The sequence below is a fragment of the Bradyrhizobium betae genome (assembly GCF_004123905.1).
Taxonomy (GTDB): domain Bacteria; phylum Pseudomonadota; class Alphaproteobacteria; order Rhizobiales; family Xanthobacteraceae; genus Bradyrhizobium; species Bradyrhizobium betae_A.
This window is the reverse complement of the sequence record NZ_MZXW01000004.1, coordinates 85,833-100,647: the sequence shown is the minus strand read 5'-3', so window position 1 is coordinate 100,647 and position 14,815 is coordinate 85,833. Positions and strand designations below refer to the sequence as shown.

Here is a 14,815-nt window from a genome sequence, read left to right as displayed (position 1 = left end):
ACCGGGGAGAGATTTGCAAAGAGCGCGACACGTGCGCCCTTGCATTCTCTCCCCGGTTGTTGAACGCTATAAAAAAAGATAAGAGCTTTCTGGGAGGGAAGGCATGAGCCGGGCGCTCGCCGTCTTCCACGGCCGGTTCGGCCGCGCGACGGTCTATCAATTGAACCGCCCTTTCAACATCCACGCACATCGCGAAGGTCATTTGATCTTTCATGTCGGGGGGCGCTCCGCATGCATCGACGTCAACGATGGACGTTACGAGCTCACCGAAGGTTCGGTGGTCGCTGTCAATCCATGGGAACCGCATAACTTCCTGCCGTCCGATCTCGACGGCGGCGCCGTTTTCTTCGTGCTCTATGTCAACGCGGAGTGGTTCGCACCCGATGCGCCCGGCGCCGACCGCCTGCGCTTCGGCCGCACCCAGTTCATGCGCTCGGCTGCGCTCGACAGGCAAATCAGGCACGCGGCGGCACTTGTGTGCGGTGCCCCCTCGCTCAACAGCCTCGATGGTGAGCTGAGACGGCTGATCGACGTCTGCTATGACGAAAGCTGGCAGCAGGCCGAGACCGCGCGCGATCCGCGCGCCAACGGCTCCGTCACCGATTTCCGCGTGCGCAAGTGCATCAAGATGATGTCGGAGAGCCCCGGCGCCGAGATCGAGCTCGATACCATCGCACGCGAATCCGGGCTGTCGCGGCCGCATTTCTATCGGCTGTTCCGGACCCAGACCGGTGTCACGCCGCACCTCTATCTCAACACGCTGATGATGGAGCAGGCGCTGGAGGCACTGGTGGCGAGCGAAGCGCCGATCGCCGATATTGGCTTCGATCTCGGGTTCTCCTCGCAGAGCGGTTTCACCCGCTTCTTTGCCGCCAATGTCGGGATGGCACCGACCGATTATCGCCGCGCGGCCAAGGTTTTGCGCGCCTGACCGACGCGCGAAAAGATACTCACGATCAAATGCGCCCCCATCAGCCCCATTAGGATGTGCGGAACGCGGTCCCGACAAGAGGACCGCGCGCGATAGGGAGCGTACGTTCATGGCAGGGCTTGCATGGCAGGGCTTGTGGTGGGCAAGGCTTGCGGCCGACAACGGTCTGCGTGCGACCTCGCCCCGCAGGCGGGACGAGGTGAAGCCATGACCCGCTTTGTCGAGCGCCATCCTGCCTGGGCTCTGATTGTCATCATCGCGATCGCGGTGATGCTGTGGCTGATCTTTGCTGTGTGGCCGCCCGGCCTCGAAGAGGCGATCGGCCGCAAGCGGGTGTTCCTCAACGCGCTCTTCAACGGCATCACGCTTGGCGGTCTGTATTTCCTCGTCGCCAGCGGCTTCACTCTGATCTTCGGCCTGATGCGCAACGTCAATCTCGCGCACGGCTCGCTCTATCTGTTCGGCGGCTATGTCGGCTACGCCATCAGCGCCTCGACCGGGTCCTGGATCCTCTCCTTCATCGTCGCCTTCATCCTGACGGCGCTGGTCGGCGTCCTGCTTCAGGTTCTCGTCTTCCGCCGCATGGAGGGGCAGGATCTGCGCCAGACCATGGTGACGATCGGGCTCTCCATCGTGTTCGCCGATCTGATGCTGTGGGCGTGCGGCGGCGATTTCTATCAGATCCAGACCCCGAGCTGGTTGATCGGCCCGATCGAGCTGCCGCTGCTCACCGCGATCAAATCCTCCGGCGAGCCAGTCTACCTGCGCTATCCGCTGGTGCGGCTCGTGATCCTCCTGGCTTCCGTGATCATCGGCGTCGCGATGTGGCTCGCGCTCAACCGCACCCGGATCGGCATGATCATCCGCGCCGGCGTCGATGACCGCGACATCCTCGCCGCGACAGGCGTGCGCATCCAGATCGTCTTCGTGCTGGTTTTCGCGCTCGGCGCGGGCCTTGCCGGCATCGCTGGCGTGGTCGGCGGCACCTTCCAGTCGCTCTCCCCCGGCGAAGACATCCGCTTCCTGCTCGCCTCGCTCGTGGTCGTGATCGTCGGCGGCATGGGATCGATCCCCGGTGCTGCGCTCGGCGCGCTGATCATCGGCCTCGCCGAGCAGCTCGGCTCGGTCTACATCCCGACCTACGCCATCGTCGTGACCTTCCTGATCATGGTGCTGGTGCTGGCGGTGCGGCCTCAGGGCCTGCTGGCGAGACGCTGACATGTCCGTCACCCACGACGCCCGCGTTCACGCTCGTCCCGCTACGGCGCAGCGTCCGGCGGTGCGCGGCTGGCCCGACATCAACAATCCAGCGGCCTGGATCGTGGCGGCCATCCTCCTGATCATGCCGCTGATCGCCAACGGCTTCTTCCTGATCGAGATTTTTGCGACGACGCTGATCCTCGGCACCATTGCGCTCAGCCTGATGTTCCTGGCCGGTTATGGCGGCATGGTCAGCCTGATGCAGCTCACCATCGCGGGCTTTTGCGCCTACATGGTCGCGGTGTTCGGCGCCAGCGGCAATGCCAATATCAGCCTGGGCTGGCCGTGGTGGCTGGCGGTGCCGATGGCGCTGACGCTCGCGACCATCTTCGGCACGCTCGGTGGCGCGCTCGCGGTGCGCACCGAAGGAATTTACACCATCATGATCACGCTCGCGATTGGTGCAGCCTTCTACTACTTCACCAACCAGAACTGGGCGATCTTCAACGGCCACACCGGCATCAACAACGTGTCGACGCCGCATTTCTGGGGCGTCAACTGGCGTTCTGACATTCCCTTCTATTACATCGTGCTCGCGGTTGCCGCGCTCTGCTATTTCGCCGTCGACTATATTGCGCGTGCGCCGTTCGGACTCGCTCTCCAGGGCGTGCGCGACAATCCGCGCCGCATGGCCGCGCTCGGCTTCAACGTCAACGCCCACCGCGTCGCGGCCTATGCTGTAGCCTCCTTCATCGCGGGCCTCGCCGGGGTGCTCCAAGTCTGGAACTATCGCCAGATCTCGCCGGGTACGGTCAGTGTCGGCGCCTGCATCGACGTCCTCATCATCGCCATCGTCGGCGGCATTGCCCGTCCGGTCGGGCCCTATATCGGCGCGCTGGTGTTCGTCCTGCTGCGCACCTTTGCGCTCGACTTCCTGGTCAAGATCGGGCTCGACGGCAATCGCTTCCGCCTGCTGATCGGGCTCGGCTTCCTCGCCATCGTGTTCTGGTCGTCGGACGGCGTGATCGGCCTGTGGCAGCGCTGGCGCCAGAGCCAACGTCCTCGGACGGATCGCCCAAGCGGAGGGCCCGGCCATGGATAGCGTCGCGCAGCGCCTCTCGGTCGTCGGCGCCGGCGCGGCCCTGGAGCTGCGTGGCGTGACGCGGCTGTTCGGCGCGCTGGCAGCACTGACCGACGTCACCATCACAGTGCGCCCCGGCGAACGTCGCGCGGTGCTCGGCTCCAACGGCGCCGGCAAGACCACGCTGTTCAACTGCATCACCGGCGACTTCCCGCCCTCCTCCGGCACCATTCGCTTCTTCGGTGAGGACGTCACGCATTTCCCGCCCTATGAGCGGATCCGCCGCGGCCTCAGGCGGACCTATCAGATCTCCGCGCTGTTCCCCGGCCTCACCGTGCAGGACAACGTCTACCTTGCCTGCCGCGGCGTCTCGCGCGGACGGTTCTCGTTCCTGCGCCCCGGTCAGAACGACGCGCTGATGCACGCCACCGACAGTCTGGTGCAGGCGGTGCATCTCTCCGCCGTGAAGGACCAGCGCGTCGCAGAGCTTGCGCATGGCCAGCAGCGTCAGCTCGAGATCGCGCTGGCGCTCGCCGGTGCGCCGCGTTTCGTGTTGTTCGACGAGCCCGCCGCCGGCCTCTCGCCGACCGAGCGGGCCGAGCTGGTCGAGATCCTGACCTCGCTGCCGGCGCATATCGGCTACATCATCATCGAGCACGACATGGACGTGGCACTACGCGTCGTCGAGAGCGTGACGATGATGCACAATGGTCGCATCTTCAAGGAAGGCCTGCCGGAGGAGATCCAGTCTGACCCCGAGGTGCAGGAGCTTTATCTCGGAGGCGGCCATGAGTGATGTCCGCCGCGCGCCCGCCGCGCTCGAGGTCCGCGGCCTCGACGTCTATTACGGGCATTCGCACGCGCTGCAGGGCGTCGACCTCTCGCTCGATGCCGGTGTGTTCTCGGTGGTCGGACGCAACGGCATGGGCAAGACCACGCTGTGCAAGGCCATCATGGGCATGGTTCCCGTCAGCGGCGGCTCGATCCGGGTCCGCGGCGAGGACATCACGCGGCGGGAGCCCGCTCACATCGCGCGGCTCGGCGTCGGCTATGTCCCGCAGGGACGCCGGCTCTGGCGCTCCCTCAGCGTCGACGAGCACTTGCAGCTCGCCGGCGGCATGCGCTCCGGCGCCTGGACCGTCGAGCGCATCTACGACACCTTTCCGCGGCTCGCCGAACGCAAGGACCACGGCGGCGGCCAGCTCTCCGGCGGCGAGCAGCAGATGCTCGCGATCTCGCGCGCGCTAGTGACCAATCCGCACCTCCTGATCATGGACGAGCCGACCGAGGGGCTTGCGCCCGTCATCGTCGCCCAGGTCGAGGAGATGCTGCTGCGGCTGGGAGACGAAGGCGACATGGCCGTGCTCGTGATCGAGCAGAACATCGGCGTCGCCACCGCGATCTCGCGCAATGTCGCGATCATGGTCAACGGCCGGATCAACCGCATCATCGACTCCGCGCGCCTCGCCGCCGACCGCGAACTTCAGCAACGCCTGCTCGGCGTCGGCCTGCACGCCGAGCTGGAGCCGGACGTCGATGCGACCGCAGCTGGCACCGAAGCGAAGCCGGCGCCACAGCCCGCGCGCGCGAGCGGCCCGATCCGGATCTACATCTCCAACCCAAGCCCACCGACGCGCTGGACCCAGCCGGTCCCGATCGGACGCATCGAAGCCGCGGCGCGTACACTCTCGACCCAGGTCGCGCGTCTGGACGAGACCGCGCGGCGCAAGCGCGAGCCGGCGACGGCGCAGACCTCCGGGCCACCCGTCGTCCTGGTTGTCGGCACGCTCGATACCAAGGGCACGGAGCTGCGCTTCATCCGCGACATCATTGCCGAGACCGGCCTGCGCACGCGACTGGTGGATGTTTCCACCCGCGGCAAGCACGCGACATGCGATGTCTCCGCGCAGGAGATCGCGCTGAACCACGGCCGCGGCGGCTCCGCCGTGTTCGGCTCCGACCGCGGCGCTGCCGTGACGGCGATGGCCGATGCGTTTGCCAACTGGATCAAGCGTCAGGGCAATATCGCCGGCGTGATCTCGGCGGGCGGCTCGGGCGCGGCCTCGCTGGTCGCGCCTGGCATGCGCACCCTCCCCGTCGGCATGCCGAAACTGATCATCTCCTCGGTCGCCTCGGGCGATGTCGCGCCCTATGTCGGCCCCGCCGACATCACCATGATGTATTCGGTCACCGACGTGCAGGGCCTCAACTCGATCTCGCGCGCGGTGCTGTCGAACGGCGCCAACGCCGTCGCCGGCATGGTCAAGGCACGGCTCGATCAGCGCGAGGCCAGGGAGCGCACCGCCAGCGCCGACCTGCCGTCGGTCGGCATCACCATGTTCGGCGTCACCACGCCGGCGGTGCAGACAATCGCGGCCGATCTGAGCGAGGACTTCGAGTGCCTCGTGTTCCACGCCACCGGCGTCGGCGGCCGCTCGATGGAAAAGCTCGTCGATTCCGGCCAGCTCGCCGGTGTGATCGATCTCACCACGACCGAGATCTGCGACCTGCTGATGGGCGGCGTGTTTCCGGCGAGCGACGATCGCCTCAGTGCGATCATCCGCAGCCGCGTGCCCTATATCGGCTCGGTCGGCGCGCTCGACATGGTCAATTTCGGCGCGCCCGATACCATCCCTGAACGTTATCGCGGACGAAAATTCCACGTCCACAATCCGCAGGTGACACTGATGCGCACCACAGCGGAAGAGAACGAGCGCATGGGCCGCTGGATCGGCGAGCGGCTCAACCAGATGGATCGGCCGGTGCGCTTCTTCCTGCCCGAGGGCGGCGTCTCCGCACTCGATGCTCGCGGCCAGCCGTTCTGGGACCCCGAGGCCGACGCAGCCCTGTTCAGTAGCCTGGAGCGCACGGTGCGGCAGACCGGCAACCGGCAGCTGATCCGCGTCAAGCAACACATCAACGATCCCGAGTTCGCCTCGACCATTACCGCTGCGTTCCGAACGTTGTTCGGACGCGCCGGGGCGCGCCGGAGACTAGCGAGGTGACCGATGGCCCGGTTTGAACGCGCTGCACTTCTGAAGCGGTTTTGCGAGATGGCGAAGCGTGGCGAGCCGATCGTCGGCGGCGGCGCCGGCACCGGCCTGTCGGCCAAGTGCGAGGAAGCCGGCGGCGTCGATCTCATCGTCATCTACAATTCCGGCCGCTACCGCATGGCCGGCCGCGGCTCGCTCGCGGGTCTTATGCCGTACGGCGACGCCAACGCCATCGTGCTGGAGATGGCCGGTGAAGTGCTGCCCGTGGTCCACAAGACGCCGGTGCTTGCCGGCGTCAACGGCACCGACCCGTTCCGCGACATGGACGTGTTCCTGGAGCAGCTGAAAGCACTGGGCTTTGCCGGCGTGCAGAACTTTCCGACCGTCGGCCTGATCGACGGCGTCTTCCGCGCCAATCTCGAAGAGACCGGCATGTCCTACGCGATGGAGATCGACATGATCGCCAAGGCTCGCGAGAAGGATCTGCTGACGACGCCCTACGTCTTCAGCGAAAAGGAAGCCGCCGCGATGGCGCTCGCCGGCGCCGATATCATCGTCTGCCATCTCGGGCTCACCACCGGCGGCACGATCGGCGCGCAGACCGCGCCCAAGCTCAAGGACTGCCCGGCGCACATCGACACCTGGGCCTCCGCCGCGCTCAGCGTCAATCCCGACATTCTGGTACTCGCCCATGGCGGCCCGATCGCGGACCCCGCGGATGCCGATTTCATCATGAAGAACACCCGTTACTGCCACGGCTTCTACGGCGCCTCCTCGATGGAGCGGCTGCCGGTGGAGCGGGCGTTGACGGAGCAGGTCCGCAGATTCAAGGCGATCGGCGCGCGATAACGCCCGTCAGATTGAGGGAGGGAAACATGTCAGGGATCCTGGTCGGCGAGCTCATCCTCTGGCTGATCGTCGCCATTATCGTGATCGTGGTTGGCGTCTACATCGTCAACTGGCTCTATCACCGCTCCTCCAAGGAGGTGTCGTTCGTCCGGACCGGTTTCCTCGGCGAACGCGTAGTGATCGATGGCGGCGCCTTCGTGCTGCCCTTCATCCACGACTACACGTCGGTCAACATGAACGTGCTACCGATGGGTATCGTACGGTCACGGCAGGACGCCGTCATCACCCGCGACCGCATGCGTGTCGATATCGAGGCCGACTTCTATGTCCGGGTCCAGCCGACCCGCGAGGCCGTCTCGATTGCGGCGGCGACCCTCGGCCGCCGCACCATGGAGCCGGAACAGCTTCATGCACTGCTGGCCGGCAAGTTCATCTCCGCAATCCGCTCCGTCGCCTCCGAAATGACTATGGAAGAGATGCACGAGCGACGCGGCGATTATGTCGTGCGCGTCAAGACCAATGCGGCCGAAGCCCTCGCCCAGAACGGCCTCGAGCTGGAATCCGTCGCCATCACCGATCTCGACCAGACTGACCTCGAATTCTTCAATCCCTCGAACCGCTTCGACGCTGAAGGCTTGACCCAGCTGATGCAGGACATCGAGGCCCGGCGCAAGCTGCGCAACGACATCGAGCAGGACTCGATGATCAAGATCCGCACCCGCAATCTGGAAGCCGAGCGGCAGGCGCTCGAAATCGAGCGCGAGAGTGAGACCGCCCGGCTGGAGCAGGAGCGCGACATCGAGATGCGCCGCGCGCTCCAGCGCACCGAGGTCGCCCGTGAACGCGCCCTGCGCGAGACCGAGGCCGAGCAGGCCCAGATTTCCGCGCGAGAAACCATCGAACGCGCGCGGATCGCCAATGACCAGGCCATTGCCGAGGCCCGCATCGCCTCCGAGCGTGAGACCCGCCAGAAGGAGATCGAGCGCACCCGCACCATCGAGGAAAAGGAGCTGCTGGCGCGCGAGGAGATCGAGAAGACCCGCATCGCCAACCAGCGCTCGATCGACACGACGCGGATCGCCAGCGAACGCGAGGTCCGCCAGCGCGAGATCGAGCGGACGCGCACCGTCGAGGAAGCCGAGATCGCGGCCCGCGAAGCGATCGAGAAAGCGCGGATCCAGCAGGACCGCGTCGTCACTGATGCCCGCATCGCCAACGAAGAAGAGACCCGCCGCCGCGAGATCGAGCGCACCCGCGCCGTCGACGAAGCCGAGATCGCCGCCCGCGAGGCCACCGAAAAAGCCCGCATCGCCCAGACCTTGATCGTCAATGTCGAGCGCATCTCCTCCGATGAGCGCACCCGCGCGCTGGAGATCCGGCAGGTCCGCACCATCCAGGAAGCCGAGATCGAGGCGCAGCGCGCGGTCGAAGCTGCCCGGATCGCGCGCGAGCGAACGCTCTCAGCCGAGCGTATCGCCGCCGAGCAGAACACGCGTCAGCTCGAGATCGAGCGCAACCAGACCCTTGAAGTCGCCGGCATCGCCGCTCGCGAGACCACCGAGGCTTCGCGCATCGCACAAGAGGAGCGCGTTCGCTCGCTGGAGATCGCCCGCAACCGCGCCGTCGAGGAAGCCGACATCGCTTCCCGGGAGGCGATCGAGGCCGCCCGCATTGCCCAGGAAAAGGCGGTCGCGGCCGAACGTATCGAGGCCGAGCGCCACACCCGCTCGCTCGAAATCGAACGCACCGGCGTGCTGGAAGCCGCGGAACTAAAGCGGCGCGACGCCATCGAGCGCCAGCGCATTACGGTCGATCTCGCGCTCGAAGCCGAGCGGATCAACTCCTCCAAGAAGCGCGAGGTACTCAATATCGAGCAGAAAAAGGCGATCGAGATCGCCGACGAGGACCGCGTCATCGCGCTCTCTGCTAAAAAGTCCGAGCGGATCGATGCCGACCGTCAGGTCCGGCAGGCCGAGATCGTTGCCCGCAAGGAGGTCGAAACCACCGACGTTTCGCGCGAACAGGCGCTGGAAGCCGCTCGCCTCGAGCGCCGCCGCGCGATCGAGCAGCTCGAAGTGGCCCGCGTGCAGTCGCTCCAGGAAGCCGAGATCGCCTCCCGCGAGGAGGTCGAGCGCGCGCGCATCGCGTCTGACAGGGGTCTGGACGAAGCCCGTGTCGGCCGTGAACGTGAGCTGCGCAAGCTCGAGGTCAACCGCGAGAAGGAGGTCGAGACGGTCCTGATGGAGAAGGCCATCGCCATTCACCAGAAGTCGCTGGAAGAATCCGCAGCCAAGGCGATGGCTGAGGAGGCCCGGATGCGGGCAGCGGAAGCGACTGAGCGCGTCATTACCGCCCGCGAGAGCGAAATTGCAAAACGCCGCAAGACGGTCGAGGTGCTGCTGGCCGAGAAGCAGGCCGAGGAGATCCGTATCGCCGCTGAGGCGGAGCGCGTGCGCGCAGCCGTGGAGGCCGAAGCGCAGCGCATGCTCAACGAAGCCGAGAACGTGCTCACCGACCAGGCGCGCTACTCGCTGTTCCGCCGCAAGCTGCTCGACCGCATCGAGGGCATCGTGCGCGAGAGCGTCAAGCCGATGGAGAAGATCGAGGGCATCCGCATCCTCCAGGTCGACGGCCTCAACGGCAACGGCCATGGTGGCAATGGCGGCCGCAGCGCCACCGACGAGGTGATCGACTCGGCCTTGCGCTACCGCGTACAGGCGCCGCTGATCGACTCGATCCTGGCGGACATTGGCGTCGAGGGTGGGAGCCTTTCAAAGATGCCAGGCCTGATCCGCGAGGCCCGCGACATGCAGGGCATCAAGGAGTCCGCACGCAAGGGCGGTGGCGACAGGCCGGCGGCGTCCCCGCCGGCGGCTGAGGGCGGCGGTGAACCGCCGGCCGAGCGCGGTCCGCGGAAGAAGAGCTGAGGTCTGACCGATGCCCCGCGTCTACGTCTCCACCGTCGTCAATGCGCGCAACGACCGCGTCTGGGCGCGGGTGCGCGACTTCAACGGCCTGCCGAACTGGCACCCCGCGATCGCCGAAAGCCGCATCGAGGGCGGCGAGCCATCCGACAAGATCGGCTGTGTCAGGGACTTTCGGCTGCGCAACGGCGACCGTATTCGCGAGAAGCTTTTGGGGCTCTCCGACTACGACATGTTCTGCACCTATTCGATCCTGGAATCCCCGATGGGCGTCGAGAATTATGTCGCAACGTTGCGGCTGACACCCGTCACCGACGGTGACCAGACCTTCATGGAATGGACCGCCGAGTTCGACTGCGCGCCGGAGCGCGAGACGGAGCTTGTCGGCAATATCGGCGGCGGCGTGTTCCAGGGCGGGTTCGATGCGCTGAAGCGCGTGTTCGGAGGCTGATGGCCGTGCCGCATATCGTCAAAAGCACTATCCTGGACGCGCCGACCGACGCGGCGTGGTCGGTGCTGCGCGATTTCAACGGGCACGACCGCTGGCATCCGGCGGTTGCGACCTCTTCAATCGAGCGTGCGCATTCTTCGGACAAGATCGGCTGCATCAGGCGCTTCAAGCTCAAGGACGGTGCCGAGCTGCGCGAGCAATTGCTGGCGCTGTCCGACCTCGAACAAAGCTTCAGCTATTGCCTGCTCGATACCCCGATCCCGATGTTCAATTACGTCGCCCATGTCCGCCTGCTGCCGGTTACCGACGGCGACCGCACGTTCTGGCATTGGGAGTCGCGCTTCACGACCAAGCCCGAGGACCGCGACCGCATCACCCACATGGTCGCCGAAGACATTTATCAGGCCGGGTTCGAAGCAATCCGCCGGCATCTCAAGGAGGCCGCCTAGATGGCCGTAACCGTGAAGACTTTCAGCAGTGCCACTGAGGCGGCCGGAGCGCTGTCCTCCGACCGCAGCGCGCGCTATCTCGGCGGCGGCACGCTGGTCATGCGAGCGCTGAATGAAGGCGACGTGTCGATCTCGACCGTCGTTCGCGCCCAGGACCAGACGCTGATTCGGATCGACGCATCCGGCCCGCGCATCACACTCGGCGCCGGCGTCACCTTCGCCCGCGTCCTCGCCGAACGCGACCTCGCCTTCCTGCATGCGCCGGCACGCTCGATCGGCGGTCCCGCCGTGCGCAACATGGGGACTGTCGGCGGTAATCTCTTTGCGCCAAACCCCTACGGCGATTTCGCCGTCGCACTGCTGGCACTCGATGCCACCGTGGCGATGCAAGGCGGCTTTGGCTCGCGCGACATCCCGATCGAGGAGTTTTTGCAGGCACGCGACCGGCAGGCCGGGACGCTTGTGCTATCGGTGTCCTGCACCCGGCCGGCGAGCACCGAGGCGTTCCGCTATCGCAAAATCGCCCGTATCAAGCCGAAGGGCGGCTCGGTCATCACCCTTGCCGCACATCTGCCGATCTCGGGCGGCCGAATCGCGGGCGCGCGGATCGCACTGGGTTCGATGGCGCCGACGCAGATTCGCGCCCGCGCCGCCGAGAGGGCACTAGAGGGACGCTCGTTGGACACCGCGACCATCGCGGCTGCTGCATCCGCAGCGACCGAGGGAACATCGCCAAGCGACAACGCGCTCGGCAGCGCCTGGTATCGCCGCGAGATCGTCGGCGTGCATCTCCGCCGTCTGCTGTCGGGACAGGAATAGAGCCCATGTCCAAGATCCCTCTGCAATTTCGGCATAACGGCCGCGACGTCGCGATCTTCGTGGACGGTGGCACCAATTTGCTGGTGGCGCTGCGCGAGCTGATCGGCGACATGACGCCAAAATTCGGCTGCGGCCAGGGCGGCTGCGGCACCTGCAGCGTGCTGATCGACGGCGAGTTGCACCTCTCCTGCCTGACACTGGCAGAGACAGTGGCCGGTCGCTCCATCGAAACGCTCGACGGCATGAAGCAGGGCCCGAACCTGCATCCGCTCCAGCGCGCCTTCGCTGACAATTTTGCCGCCCAGTGCGGCTATTGCACGCCGGGCATGCTGATGGCCGCAAAGGCCCTGCTCGACCGCAATCCATCGCCAACTCGCGACGAGGTCATCGAGGCCATCTCCGGCAACATCTGCCGCTGCACCGGCTATGAGCCGATCATCAATGCCATCCTCGCCGCCGCCGGCGGCAGGGCCAGCGCTTAAGGGAAGTCGACCATGCTGGAACTACGCAAGGACATTTTCGCCGACGAGCGCGACGATAACCTCAAGGAAATCGGCAAGGGCACCCAGCGCCAGGACATGCTCGGCCACGTCACGGGCACGTCGAGCTATTTCAATGACCACAAGCTTCAGGGCATGCTGCATTTGAAGGTCGTTCGCTCGACGCAGGCCCATGCCAGGATTCGCCGCATCGATACCGCCGAAGCCGAGCGCTCGGCCGGTGTGCGCCGGATCATTCGTGGCACTGACGTGCCGGTCAATCTCAACACCCTTCTCAGCCTGATCAATTTCGGCAAGGACGACGAGCCGTCGCTGGCCGTCGACAAGGTCCGCTACAAGGGCGAACCGATCGTCGCTGTTGTCGCCGACAGCGAGCGCGAGGCCTTTGAGGCGGTCGCCAAGGTCAAGGTCGACTACGAGCCGCTGCCTGCCGTGTTCGACGTCGAGGATGCGCTGAAACCGGGCGCGCCCGTGGTCAACGAAACCTACCCGAAGAACACGTTCACCTATCACGAGACCTACGATCACCAGAAGCTGCGCTTCGGCGATGCCGACGCAGCACTCGCGACCGCCGATCACGTGCTGGAGCAGCGCTACCAGATGTCGCCGATCGAGCACGCGCCGACCGAGACCAACGGCGCGATTGCGGCCCCTGATACCAACGGTCGCTATGTCGTTTATACCTCGACGCAGGCGCTGTTCTTCTCGGTCGACACCTGCGCCAAGATTTTGGACGTGCCCTCCAACACCTTCCACTTCATCGGCGGTACCGTCGGCGGCGGTTTTGGCGGCAAGGTGGATACGCTGACCGAGCCGCTTGCGATCCTCGGCGCGATGCTGACGGGGCGGCCCGTGCGCTACGTGTTCGGCCGCGAGGAGGAGATGCAATACGGCCCGCCGCGCGGCGCCGAGCGCATCTTTATCAAGGACGGCGTGATGCGCGACGGCCGCGTCGTCGCGCGCAAGATCCGATGCTATTTCGACAGCGGCGCCTATACGCGCCTATCCAGCTACGCCGCCGTAAAATGCGCCGCGCATTTGCCCGGGCCCTACACTATCCCCAATGTCTATGGTGACGTCTATTGCGTCTTCACCAACCGCACGCCGGCCACAGCAATGCGCGGCTTCGGCGTCACCGCGATGGATTTCGCGATCGAATGCCAGATGGACAAGCTGGCGCACCTCATCAACATGGACCCGATGGAGTTTCGGATCCTCAACGCCTATCGCGACGGCGACATGAAGGCACACCGGCGCGAGGCCAAGAACACCGCACTGATCGAGTGCGTGCAGGTCGCAGCCGAAAAGGCAAAATGGCCGCTCCGCGAGGAGTTCAAGCGGGCGTCCTCGCGCAAGGATGGCGGCGGCAGCCGCGCCGTGATCCCGCCGACGCCGACGGATTCTTCGCGCGCGCGGCCGACCGCGCCGGTCCAGCAGCGCACCAGCTATGACCGGCTTCCGCCGACCGTCACCCGCGAACCGCCGCACGAGCCACCGCCACCGCCGCCGCCCTCACCGCGGCCGGCCGCACCCTCGCACGGCGCGGCCCGTTTCTCCTCCGTCTTCGGCACCAGGAGGCGCTAGATGACCAGGCATCGCGGACGCGGCATCGCGTCGATCAATTATCCCATCGGCATGAATCTCGGCGGCGACCCCAGCCAGGCGCTGGTGCATTCCAACCCGAGCGGCAAGTTCACCGTGGCGCTGTCGTCGATCGATTTGGGACAGGGCATGAAGTCGGTGACGCGGCAGATCTGTGCGGAGACGCTCGGCGTGCCGGTCGAGGACGTCTATGTCGACACGGCCGATTCCGACACCGGCCCGCATTGCATGGGCTCGTTTGCCTCGCGCGGCACCCATCGCGTCGGCAACGCCGTGATGGCGGCCGCGCGCGAAGCTCGCGGTGTGATGATGGAAGCCGCCGCCGAGGAGCTGGAGGTCAACGCTGCCGATCTCGAAACCGACGGACGCGGCAACATTCACGTCAAGGGCGCGCCGCACCGCTCGATCTCAACCAAGGACGTCGCGATCGCCGCCCAGTTCAGGCAGGGCAAAACGATCTCCGGCCGCGGTATCTTCCTCGTGCCGCTCTCCAACGTCGACCCTGAGACCGGCGAGATGTCGCCCGCGACCTGCTACGCCCATGCCTGCCTCGTCGCCGAGGTCGATGTCGATGACGAAACCGGCGAAGTCGCGATGGTGCGGATGGACTCGGCCTATGAGCTCGGGCGCGCGCTCAATCCGCGCCTGGTCGAGCAGCAGCTCGTCGGCGGCGCCTGGATGGGCGTCAGTCACGCTCTCTATGAGACGCCCGAGCCCTACTATCCCGAACCCATTCACGGTCCGCGCGACTTCGTCGAATATCTGATGCCCGGCCCCGGTGACATCTGCCCGCACGATATCGCGGTGCTGGAGCGCCCTGCCCCTGACGGTCCGTTTGGCGCCAAAGGCCCCGGCGAGATGTGCGCGAACCCGGTGCTGCCGGCCGTGGCAAATGCGATCTTCAACGCGGTCGGCGTGCGCATCGACGATCTGCCGATCACACCGGAAAAGGTGCTGCGCGCGATAAGAGCCCAGGGCGGCGCGCGGCCGCAGGCGCGGCGCTAGAGGTTTTGGTT

13 protein-coding genes are annotated in these 14,815 nt (G+C 66.0%); all 13 read left to right on the top strand.

What is annotated here, in order from left to right; genetic code table 11:
• Positions 1–103 precede the first annotated feature (103 nt).
• The 13 genes from B5V03_RS00585 to B5V03_RS00525 all read left to right on the top strand — a co-directional run bounded on the left by B5V03_RS00585 (position 104) and on the right by B5V03_RS00525 (position 14,804).
• A complete protein-coding gene (locus B5V03_RS00585) occupies positions 104–931 on the top strand; it encodes a helix-turn-helix transcriptional regulator (RefSeq protein WP_129267348.1) in 828 nt (275 codons plus the stop codon).
• Positions 932–1,138: 207 nt separating this feature from the next.
• Positions 1,139–2,149 carry a branched-chain amino acid ABC transporter permease gene (locus tag B5V03_RS00580; protein ID WP_129267347.1) on the top strand — a complete coding sequence of 337 codons (1,011 nt, stop codon included), beginning with the start codon at positions 1,139–1,141 and terminating at the stop codon, positions 2,147–2,149.
• A 1-nt stretch (position 2,150) separates the two neighbouring features.
• Complete coding sequence (locus B5V03_RS00575; protein ID WP_129267346.1) at positions 2,151–3,233, top strand: branched-chain amino acid ABC transporter permease; 1,083 nt, start codon at positions 2,151–2,153, stop codon at positions 3,231–3,233.
• Positions 3,226–4,008, top strand: coding sequence for an ABC transporter ATP-binding protein (locus B5V03_RS00570; protein ID WP_129267345.1), 783 nt, complete (start codon positions 3,226–3,228; stop codon positions 4,006–4,008). The genes B5V03_RS00575 and B5V03_RS00570 overlap by 8 nt, the downstream gene beginning before the upstream one ends.
• Positions 4,001–6,217, top strand: coding sequence for an ABC transporter permease (locus B5V03_RS00565; RefSeq protein WP_129267344.1), 2,217 nt, complete (start codon positions 4,001–4,003; stop codon positions 6,215–6,217). Before B5V03_RS00570 ends, B5V03_RS00565 begins: the two co-directional genes overlap by 8 nt.
• A gap of 3 nt (positions 6,218–6,220) precedes the next feature.
• Positions 6,221–7,054 carry a phosphoenolpyruvate hydrolase family protein gene (locus B5V03_RS00560; RefSeq protein WP_129267343.1) on the top strand — a complete coding sequence of 278 codons (834 nt, stop codon included), beginning with the start codon at positions 6,221–6,223 and terminating at the stop codon, positions 7,052–7,054.
• 26 nt (positions 7,055–7,080) lie between these two features.
• Positions 7,081–9,981, top strand: a complete 2,901-nt coding sequence (locus B5V03_RS00555; protein ID WP_129267342.1) for a flotillin family protein — start codon at positions 7,081–7,083, stop codon at positions 9,979–9,981.
• Positions 9,982–9,991: 10 nt separating this feature from the next.
• Positions 9,992–10,429, top strand: a complete 438-nt coding sequence (locus tag B5V03_RS00550; protein WP_008140518.1) for an SRPBCC family protein — start codon at positions 9,992–9,994, stop codon at positions 10,427–10,429.
• Positions 10,430–10,434: 5 nt separating this feature from the next.
• Complete coding sequence (locus B5V03_RS00545) at positions 10,435–10,878, top strand: SRPBCC family protein (protein ID WP_129267658.1); 444 nt, start codon at positions 10,435–10,437, stop codon at positions 10,876–10,878.
• Complete coding sequence (locus tag B5V03_RS00540) at positions 10,879–11,697, top strand: FAD binding domain-containing protein (protein ID WP_129267341.1); 819 nt, start codon at positions 10,879–10,881, stop codon at positions 11,695–11,697.
• 5 nt (positions 11,698–11,702) lie between these two features.
• Complete coding sequence (locus B5V03_RS00535; RefSeq protein ID WP_129267340.1) at positions 11,703–12,179, top strand: (2Fe-2S)-binding protein; 477 nt, start codon at positions 11,703–11,705, stop codon at positions 12,177–12,179.
• 12 nt (positions 12,180–12,191) lie between these two features.
• Positions 12,192–13,781: a xanthine dehydrogenase family protein molybdopterin-binding subunit gene (locus B5V03_RS00530; RefSeq protein WP_129267339.1), complete on the top strand. Its 1,590-nt coding sequence runs from the start codon at positions 12,192–12,194 to the stop codon at positions 13,779–13,781.
• Positions 13,782–14,804 (top strand): xanthine dehydrogenase family protein molybdopterin-binding subunit, encoded by a 1,023-nt coding sequence (locus tag B5V03_RS00525; RefSeq protein ID WP_129267338.1) that lies wholly within the window; start codon positions 13,782–13,784, stop codon positions 14,802–14,804. It abuts the gene before it with no gap.
• Positions 14,805–14,815: the final 11 nt, after the last annotated feature.